We start from the raw sequence: 19,394 nt of genomic DNA, 5'->3' as shown, positions 1-19,394 counted from the left end.
GCTGATCCTTAGAAGATGGCGACGACGAGCCACAGGAGAACCGTCCCGACGAGCGAGGCGACCAGCGTGGCGATGGCGAAACGGGTGGACTCCTCGCGGCCGAGGCCGGTGCCGGTGTCCCAGATCAGGTGGCGGATGCCGCCGGCGGCATGGTGCAGGAGCGCCCAGGTGTAGCCGAACAGGATGAGACGGCCGAAGATCGAGCCGAAGAAGCCCGAGGCATGGTGGAACGAGGCTTCACCGCTCGCCGCCGCCATCAGCCACCAGACCACGAGCACGGTGCCGAAATAGAGCGCGCCGCCGGTAATACGGTGGAGGATCGACATCGCCATGGTCGGGCGGAAACGATACACCGACAGGTGCGGCGACAATGGCCGTTGGGATTGGATCTTGGACAAGAACGGCTCCTGAAGCAGTCGCTGATGGGTTGCGGTCGTGAATCGGTTCGGCCGCGGCCGGCCAAAGACCGTCCCCAGCATCTGGAGAATTTCTAAAAGCCCCTTCGCAGCGCGAAATCAAGCCGCAGAATCGAGGTTTCAGGCCCGCGCACGATCCAAACCGATTATATCGCCGCGTCTGCGACGCGCGGCCGCTGCGCGCTAGCGGTCCAGAAAGCGGATGACGTAGCTCGACCAGTCGGCGGGCTCGGCCACCTTCTCGTAGAGATGGCGGCCCGACCCGCCATGTCGCGGCGCGTGGAGCACGAGCCGGGACCAGCCCCGCCCGTCGGCCTCCTCGGCCAGAAGATCGACCATGGCCTTGGCGATGCCCTTGCGCCGATGCGCCTGGTCCACGAACACATGATCGGCCATGCCGGCGCGCATTCCCGTCCAGGGATCGGGCAGGTCGTAGAAGACGAGAAAGCCGACCAGAGCGCCGTTCACCCGCGCGCCGAGAATCTCGCCCGTGCGATCCTGCAGCAATTGCTCGGCATAGAACGTATCGGGCGCGCCGGGTGCGCCCCGGAACATCGCCTGGTTATAAGCCGAAAGCAGGGGTGCCAGATCGCGCGCGTCCTTCAGCCGGAGAAGGCCGATCTCGATATCAGGAAGGGGCTCGCTCGCGCTCATGCTCCCGATGTGCGGCGGAACGCGGCTCCGGTCAAGGCGCTTTCGCACGGGCGAGCGGGCCGGAAACACTCTTCGCGTGCAGGGGCAGGGCAATCTCGCGCGGAAGTTAAATGGGAGAGATTGTGTTAGGATCACATTAACCCCTGCCACCTCACAGTCCGCGCAAGGCCGGCGATTCCCCGAAGTCCAGTCCGGTGCGGCCGATACCGCATGTCGAGCCGATCAAGCTTCGCGCCCTTCGCGTCAGGACATAGAGGTTACATGCAGGCGGACATCTTGGCCTGGGCGGTTCCCGCCACCTTTCTGGCCTTCGGGATCGGCTTCGCCGTGCTCGGCCGGGTGGGTCCGGGCCTTTATGCGTGGAGCCTCTGCTTCACCTTGGCGTCGCTGGCCTATGGATCGACCGTCATTCCCGTCTCGGACGGCGCCATCGCAAAGCCCCTGTTCGAGGATCTCCTGTTTCTTCTCTCGCTCAGCGGAGCCAATGTGGCGCTCGCCGCGCGCATGGGACGGCGGCCCCGCCTCGAACTCCTGGCCGGCATCATCGTAGCGAGCCTCGGCTCGGCAGGTCTGGCGCTGGTTCTGACCGGCGATGCCAAGCTGGAAATCTTCGCCATCCAGACCGGCTGCGCGCTGATCATGGTCACGGCTGCCAGCCACATGGGACCGCGCTCCGCGCGCGGCATCGATCAGGCTCTGTTCTGGCTCTGCCTTCTCGTCGCCGCAAGCCTGGCGCTGCAGAACCTCGTCTTCCTATCCTCACCCCTCGATCCGCCCATGTCGGTGGCCAACTGGCGCGAATCGCCTTGGGCCTTCGTGTTCCAGCTCAGCGGCGCCGCGACTGGCGTCGCCATGGCCTTCGCGGTGCTGGTCGCCATCGGGATGGACCTCATCGACCATCACCGCCGCTCGTCCGATCTGGATGCGCTGACGCTGGTTCTCAACCGACGCGGCTTCGAGCGGCGCGTCGCCGAGTTGCGCCGCCCGGCGGGACAGGTGCCTGCGGCCTTGATTCTGGCCGATCTCGATTTCTTCAAACAGATCAACGACCGGCACGGTCATGAGGCGGGCGATGCCGTGATCTGCGGTTTTGCCGCCCTGCTGGGTGAAATGGCCAGCCCGAACGGCTGCGTCTGCCGCTTCGGCGGCGAGGAGTTCGCCTTGTTCGAACGCGGTCTGAGCTTGTCCGAAGCGCGTGATCTGGCAAGCCGGATGCAGCGTGCCCTGTCGCAGGTTCGCTGGCCCTTCGAGCTCTCCGAAGTGCAGGTCACCGCCAGCTTCGGCGTCGTCGCACTCGCCCCCGGCGAGCATCTATGGGACACGGCCGGCCGCGCCGACAAGTTGCTCTATGTCGCCAAATCGCACGGGCGAAACCGCGTCGTGGCCGACAGCATCGCGCCGGCCCGCATGCCTATGGAGCCGGCTCTTTATCCATCGCCTTGATCCGGGCGGAGAACCACCGCTCCCCCTTCTCCGATATCAGGCGAAAAAGGAGCCCACCCGGCGGACCGGAAGGGCTCACACGTCAGATCACTTCCACTCGCGGATATCGACGAAGCGGCCCGCCACCGCCGCCGCCGCCGCCATGGCGGGCGAGACGAGATGAGTGCGGCCCTTGAAGCCCTGACGGCCCTCGAAATTGCGGTTCGAGGTCGAGGCGCAGCGCTCGTTCGGCTTCAACCGGTCCTCGTTCATGCCAAGGCACATGGAGCAGCCCGGCTCGCGCCAGTCGAACCCGGCCTCGCGGAGGATCCTGTCCAGCCCCTCGGCCTCCGCCTGAAGCTTCACGAGACCTGAGCCCGGCACGATCATGGCCGACACGCTATCGGCCACCTTGCGCCCTTCCACGACCTTGGCCACCGCGCGCAGATCCTCGATGCGCCCATTGGTGCAGGAGCCGATGAAGACGCGGTCGATCGTGATGTCCGTCATCTTCGTGCCGGCCTGGAGGCCCATATAGTCGAGCGCGCGGCGCTTGGTGTCGCGCTTGGCCTCGTCGGCGATCTCGTCCGGATTCGGCACCACGCCGTCGATCGACACGACGTCTTCCGGCGAGGAGCCCCAGGAGACGATGGGCGGGAGGTTGGCAGCGTCGAGGCGCACCACCTTGTCGAAATGCGCGCCCTCGTCCGTGTGCAGCGTCCTCCAGTAGGACAGGGCCTGCTCGAACGCCGCCCCCTGCGGCGCACGCGGGCGGCCTTCGATATAGTCGAAGGTCGTCTGATCGGGCGCGATCAGGCCGGCGCGCGCGCCGCCCTCGATCGTCATGTTGCAGATCGTCATCCGCCCTTCCATCGAAAGCGCGCGGATCGCCTCCCCGGCGAACTCGATGACATAGCCCGTGCCGCCCGCCGTGCCGATCTGGCCGATAATGGCGAGGATGATGTCCTTGGCCGTCACGCTCTCGGGCAGCGCCCCGTCCACCTGGACGAGCATGTTCTTGGCCTTCTGCTGGATCAGCGTCTGCGTGGCGAGCACGTGCTCGACCTCGGACGTCCCGATACCATGCGCCAGCGCGCCGAAGGCCCCGTGCGTGGAGGTGTGCGAGTCGCCGCAGACGATGGTCATGCCGGGCAGCGTGAAGCCCTGCTCCGGTCCGATGATGTGGACGATGCCCTGCCGGTTGTCGACCTCGTTGAAATACTCGACGCCGAACTCGGCCGCGTTCTTGGCCAGCGTCTCGACCTGGATGCGGCTTTCCTCGTTGTGGATGCCGCCGCGCCGGTCATAGGTCGGCACGTTGTGATCCACCACCGCCAGCGTGCGGGAGGGATGGCGCACCTTGCGCCCCGCCGCGCGTAGGCCCTCGAAGGCCTGCGGGCTCGTCACCTCATGCACGAGATGACGGTCGATATAGAGAAGGCTGCCGCCGTTCTCGTCGGTCGAGATCAGGTGATCGTCCCAGATCTTGTCGTAGAGCGTGCGGGGTTTCACAGTCTGGCTCATGGGCTTATCGTCTTCAAGAACGGCCGGTCGGCCCAAGGGCCACCGCGCCTGACAGTATCGAACGGAAAAAGGCGGCGGCCCCGAGGCCGCGCGGCGTCAGCGCGTCAGGAGAACGGCCGAAATCTGCCGGTAGAAAAAGCGGCCGGGCATCCGCGCGCGATCCTCCACGGGGGAAAACCCCAGCGTGGTCGGCAACCGGCCCTCGGACTTCGCGCTCTTTCGCATCGTTCCAAAATACGCCCACCCGCCCGGCTGCGCAATGCCTGTTGCGCGGGTGAGGCAAAGGCGGGGCTGCCGCCCCGATCCCCGCTCGGGAAGGACTTCCCGAACCCTTCCTTTCATTTGCGACTTTTCCGAGATCGGGGCGGGCCACTGGCCCACCTCGATCTCGGACACGAGCCAAACGAACGAGGGGTGCAGGAGAAATCATTTCCCCTGCCGGGGGTGCGGGGGCAGCGCCCCTGCCTTTCCGTCACCGCCGCAAGCGGCGCTCCAGCGCGCGGGCGGCGAGCGAGAGGGAGACAGTCATAAGGAGGTAGAGATAGGCGACGACGGAATAGGTTTCGAAGAAGCGGAAGGAGCCGGAGGCATAGACCTTGCCCATCTGGGTGATGTCGGCGACGCCGAGCACGGAGACGAGCGAGGAGTCCTTGACCATGGAAACCAGATCGTTGCCGAGCGGGGGCAGAACGGTGCGGATCGCCTGCGGCAGAACGACGAGGCGCAGGCGCTGGAAAGGCGAAAGGCCCAAGGCTTCGGCGGCTTCGGTCTGGCCCCTAGGAACGGATTCGAGACCGGCGCGGATGATTTCGGCGATAAAGGCGGAATAGGCGATGACGAGGGCGAGAACGCCGCGCATCAGCAGCGAGACGTCGCGCACGAGGAGTTCGGAGAGAAGGCCGGCCTCGCGTAGGGGTGTCACCAGCCAGTTCCAGGCGGCGACCGTGCCGGGAACGCCGGCAAAGGCGATCCAGAACAGGAGTACGAGCACGGGTACGCCGCGCACGATCTCGACATAGAGGCGCGCGAGATTGCGAGGCAACCGACGGCGCGAGCGCCCCGCCAGCGCCACGAGAAAGCCGAGCCCGAGCGCGCCAGCAAAGGCCAGCGCGGTGACTTCGACGGTGGTCAGGAGACCCGTGGCGAGGATCGCGAGGGTCTGCCTCAGCCCGGCCTCGGCCGCGATGACGAGGGCTGCGGCGAGAGCGAGCACGGCCAGGGCGACGAGCCACCAGGGAAAATCCGGCGCGGCGAGCCGGCTGCGCAAACCGCCGCGCGGGGGCAAGCGGCTCACGGCTGGCCGAGCTTGGCGTCCACGAACCATTTCTGCGTGAGGGCATCGAGCGTGCCATCGCTTTTGAGCGCGGCAATGGCGGCGTTGACGGGCGCGACGAGATCGGAGCCCTTGGGGAAGATGAAGCCGAACTCGTCCTTGCCGAGCGGCTCCCCGACGATCTTGAGCGCGCCGTTGGACGCGGCGACGGAGGCCTGACCGCCGGCCAGATCGCTCAAGACGAGATCGACATCCCCCGCGCGCAGCGCTTGGATCTGCGCGCCGAAGGTCTCGAACAGCTTGACGCGCGGGTTCTGTTCGTTGCCGTCCAGTACCTCGTAAACGGCGGTGTAGAAGGGCGTCGTGCCCGCCTGCGAACCCACCAGCCCCTTGTCCATCGCCTTGAAGGAGGCGGCGTCCGAGAATCGGTTTTCGTCGGCGCGCACGATCATGACCATTTGCGAGAGCATGTAGGGATCGGAGAAATCGACCTTCTCCTTGCGATCCTCGCGAATGGTGATGCCGGTCATGCCGATATCGTACTGGCCGGCGGAGACGGCCGTGATCATCGCGTCCCAAGAGGCGTTCTCGTAGCGGACCTTGGCGTTCAGCCGGTGGGCGATCTCGTTCATCGCGTCATATTCCCAGCCCACCGCCTGCCCGCTGGCGGGGTCGAGATATTGCAGCGGCGGATAGGCATTCTCCGTCACCACCACGATCTCGCGGCCCTTGAGGTTCGGCAGCGCCGCGCCTTGCGCAAATGCGGTGGCGGCTGGCAGCGCGAGGGCCAGGGCAGCGGCGGCGAGGAACAGGCGGCGGGGGATCATGGGCTGGGGTTCCGCGATGGTCGGGCTCGGGGAAAGTGTCATGGCAGAGGCAGCCCTGCCAAGAACGAAGCGTTCGCGGCAGGGCTTTGAGAGAGAAAGCCTGTCTCTCAAGGATTGGTCGTGGCGGCGGCTTTGTCCACGCTGTCTCGCTCCTCGGCGGCAGCCTCTTTGACGCTGGGCGTCGGCACGGCCTTGGTCTGCCGGGCGTAGCGCTGCGCCAGCGCGGCGCAGGCGAAGAGCTGGATCTGGTGGAACAACATCAGCGGCAGGACGACGAGCGCCATGGCGTGCCCGGCAAACAGAATGCCGGCCATCGGAATGCCGGTCGCCATGCTCTTCTTGGAGCCGCAGAAGACGATGGCGATCTCGTCTTCGCGATTGAAGCCGAGCTTGCGGGCCGCGAGCGTCGTGACCGACAGCGAGACGGCAAGGATCGCGATATCGAACAGCACGACGATCGCGAGATCCTGCCAGTCGAGGCTCGACCAGACACCGGCGACGACCCCCTCCGAGAAGGCGGCATAGACGACGAGAAGAATCGAGCCGCGATCCACCACGACCGTCACCGGCTTGTGGCGCGCCAGCCAGCCGCCGATCAGCGGCCGGACGATCTGGCCGGCGACGAAGGGCGCGAGGATCTGAAGCGCGATCTTTTCGATGGCGTCGAAGGAAAAGGCCCCGTCGCCGCTGCCGCTCGCCAGCAGAAGCACGAGAACGGGCGTGACGATGACGCCCAGCATGTTCGACACAGAAGCGCTGGTCAGCGCCGCCGGCACGTTGCCGCCCGCGATCGATGTGAAGGCGATGGAGGACTGCACCGTGGAGGGCAGAAGTGTGAGGTAGAGAAGACCGAGCGCCAGTTCGCCCGGGATGACGCGGTCCGCCAGCGGCGCGACGAGCAGCCCGACGATGGGAAACAGTGCGAAGGTCGAAAGAAACACGAGGCCTTGCAGACGCCAATGCAGGAGGCCCGCCCAGACGGCCTGCGGCGACAGGCGCGCGCCATACAGAAAGAACAGAAGCGCGATGGCGCCGTAGGTGATCCAGTCAAAGGCTTCCGCCACCTCGCCCCGCGCCGGCAAGATGGCGGCGATACCGACGGTCGCGATCAGCATCAAAAGGAATCGATCGACGGGAATGGCCCGAAGGCGGCTGGTGAAACTCATGAGACGCGCATCCTCGTCGGTCTGCGGTGAATGCGCCGGCCCGATGGAGGTCAGCCGGCGCTTGGGGGAAGATCAGAGCGGCTTGGTCGCTCCGATCGAAAAGCTCATGGGAAGGCGCGGCACGCCAAGCGGCAGGGAGAACAGATCGACGCCGGTCTCGATCATATCGGGAAAGGCGCGCCAGGCGATCTGATCGTGCTCGCGCAGGAAATCGAGCCGCAGACCCGCGCCGATCAGCGCGTTCACGATGTCGCTCAGCGCATGAATCCACTCGTAATTGCGCGTCTGCGTCAGTGGCCGGGCATCGCCCGTATAGGTCTGCGTCTCGTCGAAGACGAGCGGCTGGGCGGTGGGCGTGCGGTGGTCGTAGGTGAGGACCGGTTGCCCGTCGCGCCATTCGCACTGGTTGAGAACGGGGTGCCCTTCCAGAAGATAAAGCCGCCCGCCGGGGCGCAGGACATCGGCCACGACCTTGGCCCAGGCCGCGATGTCCGGCAGCCAGTTGATCGCGCCCCAGGTGACGAAGGCCAGATCATACTGCGAGCCGAGCGCTTCTGGCGCGTCATAGAGGGAGGCTTCGACGAAGCGGGCGTCCGTTCCCGCGCGCGCCGCGAAGTCCCGCGCGGCGGCCAGCGCGTCGGGCGAGAAGTCGAGCCCGGTGACGGACCGCGCCCCCAGATGCTTCAGCGACAGGGTGTCGAGCCCGATATGGCATTGCAGATGCACGACATCGAGCCCAGCCAGATCGCCGATCTCACCGGCTTCGATCGCGTGAAGCGAGGAACCGCCGGAGAGAACCTGCGCGATCCGGTAGGAGCCGGTCGTGTCGCTGGCGTGGAGCCGCGCGCGCTCGTTCCAGTTGGCCAGATTGGCCGCGAGATGCTCGTCCATAACAGCCTCCGAGGTTCAAAGCGGCAAGATAGGCTCGAAACGCGAAAGGGCGGCTCGAAGGCCGCCCTTTCTCAAAACTCGATTCGGGAGCGGACCCGATTATTCGGCAGCGTTCTTGGCGGCCGTCTTCGCGGCTTCCTTCGCGGCGCGCTCTTCGGCGGCCACCGCGCGGGCGTCGTCGTTCAGCTTGCGAGCGCGAACGTTGGTGGCCTCGACGATACGGGCCGACTTACCGCGACGATCACGCAGGTAGTAGAGCTTAGCGCGACGAACGCGGCCACGGCGCACGACTTCGACCGACTCCAGCTGCGGGGAGTAGACCGGGAACACGCGCTCGACGCCTTCGCCGTAGGAGATCTTGCGGACGGTGAAGCTCTCCTGGAAGCCTGCGCCCGAACGCGCGATGCACACGCCTTCATAGGCCTGCACGCGGGTACGGGTGCCTTCCGTGACGCGCACGTTGACGCGCAGCGTGTCGCCCGGCGAGAAGGCCGGAAGCGTGCGGATGGCGGCGATGCGGGCGGCCTCTTGGGCGTCCAGTTCAGCGATGATATTCATGGCGATAGCCTCATCTTCGTTACATGCCGGTTGCCCGGTCATGGCCGTCGGAACGGTCAAGTTTTTCTGAGGAAAACGAGGCGGCCTATACACGCCATGCGCCCGCTTGTCGAGACGGGCGTCACCATTTTGTCGCGCGGCGCGCCTGGTCTCGCTTTGCGTTTCTTCGCCTCTTTCCGCGCCACATCGCCTTGCCTAAGTTCGCGCCACGTCCCGCCTGTTCGATCCGGTTGCCATGTCCCTTCTCGAAGCCGTGCTTCTCTTTCTGTCCGGCTTCTTCGCGGGCGCGATCAACGCGGTGGCGGGGGGCGGCACGTTCCTCACCTTCGGCGCCATGACACTCGGTGGCATCTCGCCCATCTCGGCCAATGCGACTTCCTCGATCGTCCAGTTTCCGGGCTATGTCACCTCGACGCTGGCCTATTGGAGCGACATCAAGCGCATGTGGCGCGGCGCGCTGGTGCTCGCGCTCGTCTCGGTGCTCGGCTCGCTCGGCGGGGCGCTGATTCTTCTCTCGCTCGACAATCCGCAATTCCAAAGTCTCGTGCCCTGGCTGCTCGTCGCGGCCACCGCGCTCTTTGCCGCCGGCCCCTGGCTGACCCCCAAGCGCGCCCATCAGGAGGACGCCAGCCGAGGGCGCAGCCTCGCCAGCCCCTTTCTCCAGTTCTTCACCGCGATCTATGGCGGGTTCTTCGGCGCGGGCATGGGCATCATGATGCTGGCGACGCTCGGCCTGACGGAAAGCGGCGACTACCACCGGCTAAACGCTTTGAAGAACATGCTGGCGACCGTGATCGCCATCGTCGCCATCGCCGTCTTCGTGTCGGGCGGCGTCGTGGCATGGCTTCACGCCGCGCTCATGGCGCCGGGCGTGGCGCTGGGCGGCTGGAGCGGTGTCTGGGCGGCGCGGCGTCTGCCGCAGGGCGTGGTGCGCGGCGTCGTGATCGCGGTCGGCCTCGCGCTCGCGGCTTATTACTTCCACCGCAATGCCGGCTGAAGACTGCTGACAGAAGCTGACACTCACGCCCCCTAAAGCTCGCCTCGTCACCCCAACGAGGACGAGCCCATGCTCACCGCATCCAATATCCTTCTCTATGTCACCGACCCCGCCCGGAGCGCCGCTTTCTACCAGTCGATCCTCGGCCGTGCGCCGGTGGAGCAAAGCCCCGGCTTCGCCCTTCTGCCACTCAGCGAGGGCATAATGATCGGGCTCTGGAAGCGCGAGGGCGTCCAACCCGCTCCCGATGTGGCGCCCGGCGGCTGCGAGATCGGCTTCAAGCTGGCGGACGATGCCGCGGTGGATGCAGCCCATGCCGAATGGCAGGCCAAGGGCGCGCGGATCGCGCTGGCCCCCGTCGATCTCGAGTTCGGCCGCTCCTTCGTGGCGCTCGACCCGGACGGGCACCGGCTGCGCGTCTATGCGCTGCACGAGGAGATGTAAGCGCCGAACGCCCCGAAACGGCGGGGCGGGTAGCATTGCGGGGGCGTTCTTGCCATATAGGCGGGAATTCCGCCCCCGTTTCGGTTTCAAACGCCATGGCCCACGCGATTCCCTTTGCCCGCATGAACGGGCTCGGCAACGAGATTCTCGTGGCGGATCTGCGCGGCCAGACAAAGCGGATCACGCCGGACGCCGCCCGCGCGCTGGCGGCGCGGGCCGAGACGCATTTCGACCAGATCATGGCGATCCACGATTCCGTCACGCCCGGAACGTCTGCCTATATCCGCATCATCAATTCCGATGGTTCGGAATCGGGCGCCTGCGGCAACGGCACACGCTGCGTGGTGCAGGCGCTCAGCGCCGAAACGGGCGAGCGCGACTTCGTGTTCGAAACGCGCGCCGGGCTTCTGGAAGCCTCCGAACGCGAGGACGGGCTTCTGACGGTGGACATGGGCAAGCCGCGCTTCGACTGGCAGGCGATCCCGCTGTCGGAAGAATTCGCCGACACGCGCGCCATCGAACTTCAGATCGGGCCGATCGACGCGCCGATCCTCCATTCGCCTTCGGTCGCCTCCATGGGCAATCCCCATGCGATCTTCTGGGTGTCGGAGGATGTCTGGTCCTATCAGTTGGATCGCTTCGGGCCGATCCTCGAACATCATCCGCTCTTTCCCGAGCGCGCCAATATCTCGCTTGCCCGCGTGACGTCGAAGGCGAGCCTGGACCTGCGCACCTGGGAGCGCGGCGTCGGCCTCACCAAGGCTTGCGGCTCGGCCGCCTGCGCCGCCGCCGTCTCGGCCGCGCGCACCGGGCGCACCGGACGCAGCGTCACGATCACAGTGCCCGCCGGCGGAGAGCTTCTGATCGAATGGCGGGACGATGACCATGTCTTGATGACCGGGCCGGCCGAGTGGGAATGGTCCGGCACGCTCGACCCCGAGACGGGCGCCTTTTCGCGCGACGAGGCGGCCTTGGAGACCGCGTCATGAGCGGCGGGATCGAAGTCATTTCCTTCGGCTGCCGGCTCAACACGTTCGAGGCGGAAGTCATGAAGCGCGAGGCCGGCGCGGCTGGGCTCGGCGCGGACGGACAGACCGCCATCATCATCAACACCTGCGCCGTCACGGCGGAAGCCGTGCGGCAGGCGCGCCAGAGCGTGCGCCGCGCCCGGCGCGACAATCCCAATGCGCGCATCGTCGTCACCGGCTGCGCCGCGCAGACGCAAGGCGCGACCTTCGCCGCCATGGCGGAAGTGGACGCCGTGATCGGCAACGAGGAAAAGCTGCGGGCGGAGAGCTATCGCGCCCTGCCCGATTTCGGCGTGGCGGCGTCCGAGAAAATCCGCGTCAACGACATCATGAGCGTGCGCGAGACGGCCGGCCACATGGTGGACGCCATCGAGGGCCGCGCGCGCGCCATCGTGCAGGTGCAGAACGGCTGCGACCATCGCTGCACCTTCTGCATCATCCCCTATGGGCGAGGCAATTCGCGCTCCGTTCCCATGGGCGCGGCGGTGGAACAGGTGAAGCGCCTCGTCGGCAACGGCTATGGCGAAGTGGTGCTGTCGGGCGTCGACATGACGAGTTGGGGCGCGGACCTGCCGGGCAGCCCCCGCCTCGGCGCGCTGGTGCAAAGCCTCCTGCGCCATGTGCCCGATCTCCAGCGCCTACGCCTGTCCTCGATCGATTCGGTGGAAGCGGACGAAGCCTTGGTGGAGGCCATCGGCTCCGAGCCGCGCGTCATGCCCCATCTCCATCTGTCGCTCCAAGCCGGCGACAACATGATCCTGAAGCGCATGAAGCGCCGCCATGCGCGCGAGGATTCGATCCGCTTCTGCGCCGAGTTGCGCCAGGCCCGCCCCGACATCGTGTTCGGGGCCGATCTGATCGCCGGTTTCCCGACCGAGACCGACGAGATGTTCGAGAACACGCTCCGTCTCGTGGAGGATTGCGGCCTGACGCATCTCCACGTCTTCCCGTTTTCGCCGCGCGAGGGAACACCCGCCGCGCGCATGCCCCAGCTTCCCAAAGCGGTGGGCAAGGAGCGGGCCGCCCGGCTTCGCGCGAGCGGGGACGCGGCCTATCGCCAGCACCTCCAGCGCTCCGTCGGGCGCACGGCCAAGGTGCTGATCGAGCGCGAGGGACTGGGTCGGACGGAAGACTTTACCGTGACCGAACTGCACAGCGGCCTCCCCGGCGAGATCGTGAACGCTACCATTACGGGCGAGACAGGCGAGCGCCTGCTCGCCGTCCCCTCCTCGGCTGCCCGCGCGGCGGCCTGACATTCGATCGGATCAGACCGCCATGGCCGAGAACAAGGGCTTTTTCCGCCGCCTCTTTTCCTTCGGAGCGAAGGAAGAGGACCGCACGCAGCACGAAGGCGGCCTTGCGCGCACGCAGGACACGACGGCCGCTCGGCCCGATTCCAGCGCGCCCGAGATTCACCAGCCCGCCGCCGCATCGACCGACACCGACACCGAGGCCGGAGCCTCCGTCCAGACGCCGGACGAAGGCGGCATCATCCCCCTGAAGAGCGGCGAAGACGCGGATGGCGTCGCGGCTGAAAAAAAAACTCCGTAATTGAGCCGGAGCCGGCGCAACCCGCGCCGGTTCTCCTCGCCCCTGACGCGGGGATCGCGCCCGAGACGCGCGGCCCGCAGGTGGATGAGAGTTTCGAGCGCCCCTTTGCGCCCGCCGACGAGCCCGTCTCGCGGGCTCCGAGCCCCGCGCCGGTGGACGCTTCCTCCGCAGAAGCCGTGCACGTCGAGCCCGCCCCGACTGTCTGGCCCGTCGAACAAGAGCGCGCGCCCGAATCGCGCGCGCCCCTAACGCAGGATTCCGTCGCACTGGCCACACGGCCGACCGACGAACCCGTCGCATTGGCTCCCACGCCGACGCCGGTGGAAGCCGACTTTGCCGCCCCTGTCGAACCTGAGCCCCGCGCTGAGGACAAGAGCGACGACCTCGCCTTCCTGGACGAGGCCCGCCCACCCGAGGCCGAGCCGGAGGCCGACTTCTCCTGGCTGGACGCGCCCGAGCCGGCGGAAGACGAAGCCAACGATGCACCCGCCTCCGAAACGCCCCTCGCCCCGGCGGAAGCCGCGATCGTCGCGGGCGATGGCGGCAGCCTTGCCGAGGCGCGCCTGCCCGTCGATCCGGCCGAGCCGATCCATGATGCCGCGCCCATCTCGGCCATAGTCGCCGAAGACACGAGCGAGCGCGACGAGTTCGCCTGGCTCGACGCGCCGCTGCCGCCCGAAGAGCCCAGCGAGACGGCGATTTCCTCCGCGCTCGGCTCCGACGCGCCGGACCGCGCCGATGTCGCCATGGCAGCGGCGGCCGGTGCGTTGCCGGGCCTCGTTGCGCCACCGCTTTCCCCTCTGCGCCAGCCGACCGATGGCGAAGGCTGGGCGCTGCGCGAGCGTCAGAGGGCAGAGGCCGCCGCCGCAAGCGAACCGCGCAAACCCTTCTTCCAGCGTCTGCGCGAGGGACTCGCTCGCTCCTCCAACCAACTGTCCGGCCAGATCACCGCGCTCTTTACCAAGCGCAAGCTGGACGAAGAAACGCTTCAGGAATTCGAGGACGTGCTGATCCAGGCCGATCTCGGCGTCGAGACGGCGATGCGCATTACGGATCGCCTATCCGATGGTCGCTTCGGCAAGGAAATCTCGGGCGAGGCCGTGCGCCAGATCCTGGCCGACGAGGTGGAGCGCGCGCTGGCGCCTGTCGCAAAGCCCTTGGAACTCGACCTCGAAGTAAAGCCGCACGTTATTCTCGTGGTCGGCGTCAACGGCACGGGCAAGACCACGACCATCGGCAAGCTCGCCGCCAAGCTCACGCGCGGCGGTTTGAAGGTGACGCTCGGCGCGGGCGACACGTTCCGCGCCGCAGCCGTGGAGCAGTTGAAGATCTGGGGCGAGCGCACCGGCTCCACCGTCGTCGCCCGGCAGATCGGCGCCGATGCGGCGGGCCTCGCCTTCGAGGCCTATGACGAGGCGGTCGCCAACGGGTCGGACGTTCTGATCATCGATACGGCCGGCCGTCTCCAGAACCGCGCCGAGCTGATGGACGAGCTCGCCAAGATCGTGCGCGTTCTCCAGAAGCGCGACCCCGACTCGCCGCACACCGTGCTCCAGACGCTGGACGCAACCACGGGTCAGAACGCGCTCAATCAGGTCGAGATTTTCCGCAACGTGGCGGGCGTCAACGGCCTCGTCATGACCAAGCTAGACGGTACGGCGCGCGGCGGCATTCTGGTCGCCATCGCCGCCAAGCATAAGCTGCCGGTCTTCTTCGTGGGCGTCGGCGAAGGCGTGGACGATCTCGAACCCTTCAAGGCGCGCGATTTCGCCGATGCCATCGCCGGCCGCGCCGGCACGGTTTGAAACTCGGCCGCGCTCAAACCGTCTGAAGACCTCATCGCCTGAATTTCGCCGCCTCGCCGCCCGACACCATCCCCGAAAGGGAAACCCGTCCATGTCCTCCGATCCGATCATCGAAAAGGCCCCGAACACGCCGGGCCGGCGCGAGATGAACCCGCTCGTCAAGTTCGCGCTCGAACTCGGGCCGCTTGTCGTCTTCTTCTTCGCCAACAATCGGGGCGAGGCGATCGTCCGCGCCTTTCCGGCTTTGGGCGAACTCGGCGGGCCGCTCTTCGTGGCCACCGCCCTGTTCATGGCCGCGACCGTTGCGGCGCTCATTGCCTCCTGGGTGCTGGTGCGCACCCTGCCGATCATGCCGATCGTGTCCGGCGCGGTGGTGCTGATCTTCGGCTCGCTGACGCTCTGGCTGCAGGACGACGTCTTCATCAAGATGAAGCCGACCATCGTCAACGCGCTCTTCGCCGCCGTGCTGCTCGGGGGCCTCGCCTTCGGCAAGCCGCTGCTCGGCTATGTCTTCGATCAGGCCTTCAAGCTCGACAACGAGGGCTGGCGCAAGCTGACGCTGCGCTGGGGCCTGTTCTTCGTCTTCCTCGCCATCCTCAACGAGGTCGTCTGGCGCTGCTTCTCGACCGATTTCTGGGTGGCGTTCAAGGTCTGGGGCACCATGCCCATCACCATGATCTTCATGCTGATGCAGTTTCCTCTGCTCAAGCGCCATGCGCTGGAGCCGCTCTTCGAAAAGAAACCGTGATCGCATCGCGAGGGCCGGCCGCTTGGCCGCGCGCCTCGCACTTCCCAAATGGGCCTTCTGATCCCTGATCCGGAGGCCCATGGAATGATCGACGCGCAGAAACTTCTCGACCAGTTCCTCGGCACGGGACGCGGCGCCGGAACGCGCAATCCCTTCCCATCCGGCACCGGCCGCGCCTCCACGGGCGAAACGCTTCAGGACGGGCTCGGCAAGTTGCTCGGCGGCGCGCTCGGCGGGACCGGCGCGCGCTTGGGCGGCGGCATCGGGGATCTCGCCGCCAGCGTCCTGTCGGGCGGGCGCTCGGGCAGTGGCTCGCTCGCCGGCAAGGCCATCGGCGGCGCACTGGCGGGCGGTCTCGTCTCGCAGCTTCTGCGCCGGGGCGGCGGGAAGAGCATGAAGGGCTTCGGCGGACAGGCCGTAAAGCTCGGCGGCCTCGCCCTGATCGCCGGCCTTGGCTACAAGGCCTGGACCAATTGGCAGGCACAGAACCAGCCAAGTCTCGCGCCCTCGCAGCCCGGCCCGATCCGTCCCATTGCCGCCAGCGACATTCCCGAGGTGAGCGACCCGAACTTCCACCCCGCCGGCTCGGACGCCGAGCATCGCGCCAAGCTTCTCCTGTCGGCGATGATCGCGGCGGCCAAAGCGGACGGCACGCTCGACGCCAACGAAGAGCGCCGCATCTTCGGGCGGATCGAGGATCTCGACCTCGACGCCGAGGAAAAGGGCCTGCTGATGGACGAAATCCGCCGTCCGCTCTCGGTGGACGAGCTGGTGCGCCATGCGACGACGCAGGAGGTGGCGGTCGAACTCTACACCGCGTCACTCCTCGCCATCGACCCGGACCAGCCAGCCGAGCGCGCCTATCTCGACCTTCTCGCCGCCCGTCTTCAGCTGCCGTCCGAACTCGTCTCGGAAATTCGTCGCACGACGGAAGAGGCGCGGGACTGATCGGATTCGGTCTTCCTTAACGTTTCACGTGAAACAGCGCCGAGCCGTCTCCGGCGACTCGGCGCCGCCTCCATTGAAAAACCGGGCGGATCGGCCCGAAAGTTTGCGCCCCGCTACAGCGCGTCCTCGCCCACCGGCGTTCCATCCGGCAGGCGGTCTCCGGCTTCGCCGGCCGGATTGCCGAAAGGCACCGGCGGCGCGCCCGCTTCCGCCTCCGCATCATGGCGCAGCGCCCAATGGACGGTGGGAAAGGCAAGGTCGTCCCAGGGGATGTCGTCCGGGTGCACCAGCTTGACCTCCAGACTTTCCGGGCCGGCCAGGATGGCAGGGTCGAGGAGGCGTGCGCGGTAGATCAGTTGCACCTGGCTGATGCGGGGCACGGAATAGACCGCCAGAAGCCGCGAAATGTCGATCCGCGCCCCGGCCTCCTCGAAAGCCTCGCGCGCCGCGCCGGCATCGGGCGTCTCGTTTAGTTCGAGATAGCCGGCCGGAATCGTCCAGCGCCCTCGCCCCGGTTCTATGCCGCGGCGGCACAGGAGGATGCGATCTTCGAACCGCACGACCGAGCCGACGACGATCTTCGGGTTTTCATAGGCGACGAAGCCGCAATGATCGCAGACCCGCCGCGCAAGAGCATCGTCCTCGGGAATGCGAAGGGAGAAGGCAGGGGTAAGATCACTCATGCGAGGCAAGATGGAGGCCACCGCGCATTTGGCCATGGGCTTCCCTTGCGTCATGCTCGGCACCAGTTCGCCCTTTTACGCTTCGGCTCTGGTCCAACGGAGCCCCAACCATGGCGATGCATCCCTATGTCACGATCGGCGCGTCGCCGGTCGAGCCGTCCTTTGCCTTTTACGATGCGGTTCTGGCGGCGATCGGCTGGAGCAGCCATGCGAGCTTCGCGGGCGGGCGCGGCTACTCTCAAGGCGGCACGGGCGAAGGCTTCTCGGTCTGGGTCGTGAAACCTTTCGACGGCGCGCCGGCCAGCGCCGGAAACGGCGCGATGGTCGGCTTTCCCGCCGCCTCGCAAGCCGAAGTGGACGCCTTCTACGCCGCTGGAATGGCGCAGGGCGGCACGGACGAAGGCGCGCCGGGCCTGCGCCCGCAATATGGGCCGGACTGGTACGCCGCCTATCTGCGCGATCCCTGCGGCAACAAGATCGCCGTGGTCTTCAACGGCTAAGAGCCGGGGCCAAAACCCTGCGGGTCGATCCGCCGGGTCCTTGCGCCCCCGATCATCGTTGCCGATGCTCACCGATGCGCTGCATCGTCTGCGCTCGGCGCCTCGCCGGGAACGCAAGTCCCTCGCCGGCTTTCCGCCGCAGGGTTCTGTCCCCGGCTCTAAGGCCGGCCTATGGGGCGGCCTTGGGGCTGCCCCGAAGCCGCCCGCCGTCTTCAGCGAAGCATGGCCAGCGCGCGGCCGACCTCGGCGAAGGCCGCGTTGCGCGCGTCGAAACTGGCCTTCGTTTCCGTCAGATACAAACTGACGAGGATCGGCTTTCCCGCCGGCGGCCAGATCACGGCGACATCGTTCATCGTGCCGAAATCGCCGCCGCCCGTCTTGTCTCCGACGCGCCAGTCTTTCGGCAGGCCGGCGCGCAGCTTGGCGTCGCCCGTCCGGTTCGCGACCATCCAGTCCGCCAGCTGGCGGCGCGAGTCCGGTTTCAGCGCCTCGCCGAAGAGAAGCGCGTGGAGCGTCTTCGTCATGGCCGCCGGGCTGGTCGTGTCCCTGGGGTCGCCAGGCTTCGCCTCGTTCAGCGCGGTTTCGCGCCGGTCGAGCCGGAAGCTCTCGTCGCCGAAGCCGCGCGCCGTCCGGGTCACGCCCTCCGGCCCGCCCAGAAGGTCGATCAGCACATTGCCGGCCGTGTTGTCGCTCTGCGACAGCGCCGCCTCGGCGATGGAGCTGAGCGTCATGCCTTCGCCGCCGACATGCTTTTCGGTCTCGGGCGAATAGGTCACGAGATCGGATTTTGCGATCACCACACGTCGCGACAGGTTTTCCTGGCCGGCATCCACGCGAGCCAGGAGGCCGGCGGCGGCCACGAGCTTGAAGGTCGAGCACAGCGGAAAGCGCTCGTCCGCACGCCGCGCCCAGCGCCGATCCGTTTCCATATCCCAGACGAAGGCGCCGAGCCGGGCCGAGAAGCGGTTTTCGATCTCGGCCCAGAGCGCGTCCAAATCCGCTTCGGCGCGGGCGGGCCTGGAGGTCAGGCCGGTAAGTCCAAGCGCCAACCCTGCGCCGGCGAGAGCGGCAAAGCGGCGGCGGGTCAGGGCGTGAGACATGGCGCGAGGCTCCGGTTCAGGCGTCGGCGCTTGGGAGCGCGAGGAAAAATGGCGGATAGTCTCGATTCGCAAGATCGTTCGCCCGCCTTATGGATGCCAGCCTCTTGCGACGGCTTACCCCTTTGCCGCAAGCCCCGGCTGGGCGAAAGAGCGGAAAATCTCTCGATCGAAGCGGTTCGCTCTCAGGAAATCCCGGTCATGACGCCCGTGCGAAAGGCCGGCCGGGCCGCGATTCGCTCATACCAGGCTTCGAGCGCCGCCAAGCGCGGACGCTCGATCGGGAGCGAGAACCAGGCATAGGCGATGCAGCCGAGCGGGATGTCGCCGATGCCGAAATCGGGGCCGGACAGGTAGGGCGAGCCTTGCAGGGCCGCGTCGGCTCGGCGCATCAACTCCGCGCACTGGTGCGCCCCTCGCTCCATCGCGGCGTCGTCCCGCTGATCTGGCGCGACGCGAACGAGGTTCCAGAACAGATCGCGGAAGGGACCGGCGAAGGAGAGCGAGGTCCAGTCCATCCATTTGTCGGCGACGGCAAAGGCGCGCGGGTCGCCGGGCGCGAAGGGCGCGGCCCCGTATTGGCGGGCGAGATAGCGCACGATCGCGTTGGATTCCCAGAGAACCAGCCCCTCGTCTTCCAGGCAGGGCACGAGGCCGTTCGGGTTCAAGGCGAGATAGGCCGGAGACTGGACCTGCCCGAACGCGCCGCCCGCCGGAATGTGCTCGTAGGTAAGCCCGAGTTCCGCCGCGCACCAGAGAACCTTGCGGACATTGGTGGAATTGTTGCGACCCCAGATTTTCATGGCGAACCCCGTTTCGTTTTCCACCCGGAAGGCATAGGCCGAACGGGCGACACGCCGAA

At 67.0% G+C, this 19,394-nt stretch carries 22 protein-coding genes; 10 read left to right on the top strand and 12 right to left on the bottom strand.

What is annotated here, in order from left to right; translation table 11 throughout:
* Positions 1 to 8: 8 nt before the first annotated feature.
* Together sdhC and AUL36_RS09785 are read right to left on the bottom strand one after the other, a co-directional pair.
* The gene (sdhC, locus tag AUL36_RS09790; RefSeq protein ID WP_062220167.1) at positions 9 to 398 is read right to left on the bottom strand and encodes a succinate dehydrogenase, cytochrome b556 subunit; all 390 of its coding nucleotides are present in this window, start codon (positions 396 to 398) and stop codon (positions 9 to 11) included.
* A 201-nt stretch (positions 399 to 599) separates the two neighbouring features.
* Positions 600 to 1,070 (bottom strand): GNAT family N-acetyltransferase, encoded by a 471-nt coding sequence (locus AUL36_RS09785; RefSeq protein WP_062220165.1) that lies wholly within the window; start codon positions 1,068 to 1,070, stop codon positions 600 to 602.
* A gap of 261 nt (positions 1,071 to 1,331) precedes the next feature.
* Between AUL36_RS09785 and AUL36_RS09780 the strand changes: the two genes are divergently transcribed.
* Positions 1,332 to 2,513 (top strand): GGDEF domain-containing protein, encoded by a 1,182-nt coding sequence (locus AUL36_RS09780; RefSeq protein WP_062220096.1) that lies wholly within the window; start codon positions 1,332 to 1,334, stop codon positions 2,511 to 2,513.
* 87 nt (positions 2,514 to 2,600) lie between these two features.
* Here AUL36_RS09780 and leuC read toward each other — a convergent pair whose 3' ends face one another.
* From leuC to rplS, 7 genes are all read right to left on the bottom strand, one after another.
* Positions 2,601 to 4,016 carry a 3-isopropylmalate dehydratase large subunit gene (gene leuC, locus AUL36_RS09775; protein ID WP_062220095.1) on the bottom strand — a complete coding sequence of 472 codons (1,416 nt, stop codon included), beginning with the start codon at positions 4,014 to 4,016 and terminating at the stop codon, positions 2,601 to 2,603.
* A 96-nt stretch (positions 4,017 to 4,112) separates the two neighbouring features.
* On the bottom strand, positions 4,113 to 4,241 hold the full coding sequence (locus AUL36_RS24855; RefSeq protein WP_280137983.1) for a hypothetical protein: 129 nt from the start codon (positions 4,239 to 4,241) through the stop codon (positions 4,113 to 4,115).
* 247 nt (positions 4,242 to 4,488) lie between these two features.
* Complete coding sequence (locus AUL36_RS09765) at positions 4,489 to 5,310, bottom strand: amino acid ABC transporter permease (RefSeq protein ID WP_062220093.1); 822 nt, start codon at positions 5,308 to 5,310, stop codon at positions 4,489 to 4,491.
* The gene (locus tag AUL36_RS09760; RefSeq protein WP_062220092.1) at positions 5,307 to 6,116 is read right to left on the bottom strand and encodes a transporter substrate-binding domain-containing protein; all 810 of its coding nucleotides are present in this window, start codon (positions 6,114 to 6,116) and stop codon (positions 5,307 to 5,309) included. The genes AUL36_RS09765 and AUL36_RS09760 overlap by 4 nt, the downstream gene beginning before the upstream one ends.
* Before the next feature lie 107 nt (positions 6,117 to 6,223).
* Positions 6,224 to 7,282, bottom strand: a complete 1,059-nt coding sequence (locus tag AUL36_RS09755) for a bile acid:sodium symporter family protein (protein ID WP_062220090.1) — start codon at positions 7,280 to 7,282, stop codon at positions 6,224 to 6,226.
* A 72-nt stretch (positions 7,283 to 7,354) separates the two neighbouring features.
* The gene (locus AUL36_RS09750) at positions 7,355 to 8,173 is read right to left on the bottom strand and encodes a class I SAM-dependent methyltransferase (protein WP_062220089.1); all 819 of its coding nucleotides are present in this window, start codon (positions 8,171 to 8,173) and stop codon (positions 7,355 to 7,357) included.
* 99 nt (positions 8,174 to 8,272) lie between these two features.
* Complete coding sequence (rplS, locus tag AUL36_RS09745) at positions 8,273 to 8,731, bottom strand: 50S ribosomal protein L19 (RefSeq protein ID WP_058599459.1); 459 nt, start codon at positions 8,729 to 8,731, stop codon at positions 8,273 to 8,275.
* A 235-nt stretch (positions 8,732 to 8,966) separates the two neighbouring features.
* Here rplS and AUL36_RS09740 point away from each other — a divergent pair, with 235 nt between their 5' ends.
* From AUL36_RS09740 to AUL36_RS09705, 8 genes are all read left to right on the top strand, one after another.
* The gene (locus AUL36_RS09740) at positions 8,967 to 9,728 is read left to right on the top strand and encodes a sulfite exporter TauE/SafE family protein (RefSeq protein ID WP_062220087.1); all 762 of its coding nucleotides are present in this window, start codon (positions 8,967 to 8,969) and stop codon (positions 9,726 to 9,728) included.
* 69 nt (positions 9,729 to 9,797) lie between these two features.
* Positions 9,798 to 10,172 (top strand): VOC family protein, encoded by a 375-nt coding sequence (locus tag AUL36_RS09735; RefSeq protein WP_062220086.1) that lies wholly within the window; start codon positions 9,798 to 9,800, stop codon positions 10,170 to 10,172.
* Positions 10,173 to 10,267: 95 nt separating this feature from the next.
* Positions 10,268 to 11,161 carry a diaminopimelate epimerase gene (gene dapF / locus AUL36_RS09730; RefSeq protein ID WP_062220085.1) on the top strand — a complete coding sequence of 298 codons (894 nt, stop codon included), beginning with the start codon at positions 10,268 to 10,270 and terminating at the stop codon, positions 11,159 to 11,161.
* Entirely contained in the window at positions 11,158 to 12,453 is a 1,296-nt protein-coding gene (gene mtaB, locus AUL36_RS09725) for a tRNA (N(6)-L-threonylcarbamoyladenosine(37)-C(2))-methylthiotransferase MtaB (protein WP_062220083.1), read from the top strand. Before dapF ends, mtaB begins: the two co-directional genes overlap by 4 nt.
* 22 nt (positions 12,454 to 12,475) lie before the next feature.
* Positions 12,476 to 12,751, top strand: a complete 276-nt coding sequence (locus AUL36_RS09720; RefSeq protein ID WP_058599454.1) for a hypothetical protein — start codon at positions 12,476 to 12,478, stop codon at positions 12,749 to 12,751.
* 392 nt (positions 12,752 to 13,143) lie between these two features.
* Complete coding sequence (ftsY, locus tag AUL36_RS09715; RefSeq protein ID WP_062220163.1) at positions 13,144 to 14,556, top strand: signal recognition particle-docking protein FtsY; 1,413 nt, start codon at positions 13,144 to 13,146, stop codon at positions 14,554 to 14,556.
* A gap of 91 nt (positions 14,557 to 14,647) precedes the next feature.
* A complete protein-coding gene (locus tag AUL36_RS09710; protein WP_062220082.1) occupies positions 14,648 to 15,304 on the top strand; it encodes a septation protein A in 657 nt (218 codons plus the stop codon).
* Between the two features lie 84 nt (positions 15,305 to 15,388).
* Complete coding sequence (locus AUL36_RS09705; protein ID WP_082655751.1) at positions 15,389 to 16,252, top strand: tellurite resistance TerB family protein; 864 nt, start codon at positions 15,389 to 15,391, stop codon at positions 16,250 to 16,252.
* Between the two features lie 113 nt (positions 16,253 to 16,365).
* Here AUL36_RS09705 and AUL36_RS09700 read toward each other — a convergent pair whose 3' ends face one another.
* Positions 16,366 to 16,971 carry an NUDIX hydrolase gene (locus tag AUL36_RS09700; RefSeq protein ID WP_244497091.1) on the bottom strand — a complete coding sequence of 202 codons (606 nt, stop codon included), beginning with the start codon at positions 16,969 to 16,971 and terminating at the stop codon, positions 16,366 to 16,368.
* Positions 16,972 to 17,051: 80 nt separating this feature from the next.
* Here AUL36_RS09700 and AUL36_RS09695 point away from each other — a divergent pair, with 80 nt between their 5' ends.
* The gene (locus AUL36_RS09695; RefSeq protein ID WP_062220159.1) at positions 17,052 to 17,435 is read left to right on the top strand and encodes a VOC family protein; all 384 of its coding nucleotides are present in this window, start codon (positions 17,052 to 17,054) and stop codon (positions 17,433 to 17,435) included.
* A 212-nt stretch (positions 17,436 to 17,647) separates the two neighbouring features.
* Here the strand turns inward: AUL36_RS09695 and bla are convergent, their stop codons facing one another.
* A complete protein-coding gene (gene bla, locus AUL36_RS09690; RefSeq protein WP_062220078.1) occupies positions 17,648 to 18,535 on the bottom strand; it encodes a class A beta-lactamase in 888 nt (295 codons plus the stop codon).
* Positions 18,536 to 18,717: 182 nt separating this feature from the next.
* Positions 18,718 to 19,335 carry a glutathione S-transferase family protein gene (locus AUL36_RS09685; RefSeq protein WP_062220156.1) on the bottom strand — a complete coding sequence of 206 codons (618 nt, stop codon included), beginning with the start codon at positions 19,333 to 19,335 and terminating at the stop codon, positions 18,718 to 18,720.
* Positions 19,336 to 19,394 lie beyond the last annotated feature (59 nt).

Origin of the sequence: Aureimonas sp. D3 (genome assembly GCF_001463805.1) — a bacterium.
Taxonomy (GTDB): Bacteria; Pseudomonadota; Alphaproteobacteria; order Rhizobiales; family Rhizobiaceae; genus Aureimonas; species Aureimonas ureilytica_A.
This window is presented reverse-complemented; position numbering and strand designations above follow the sequence as displayed.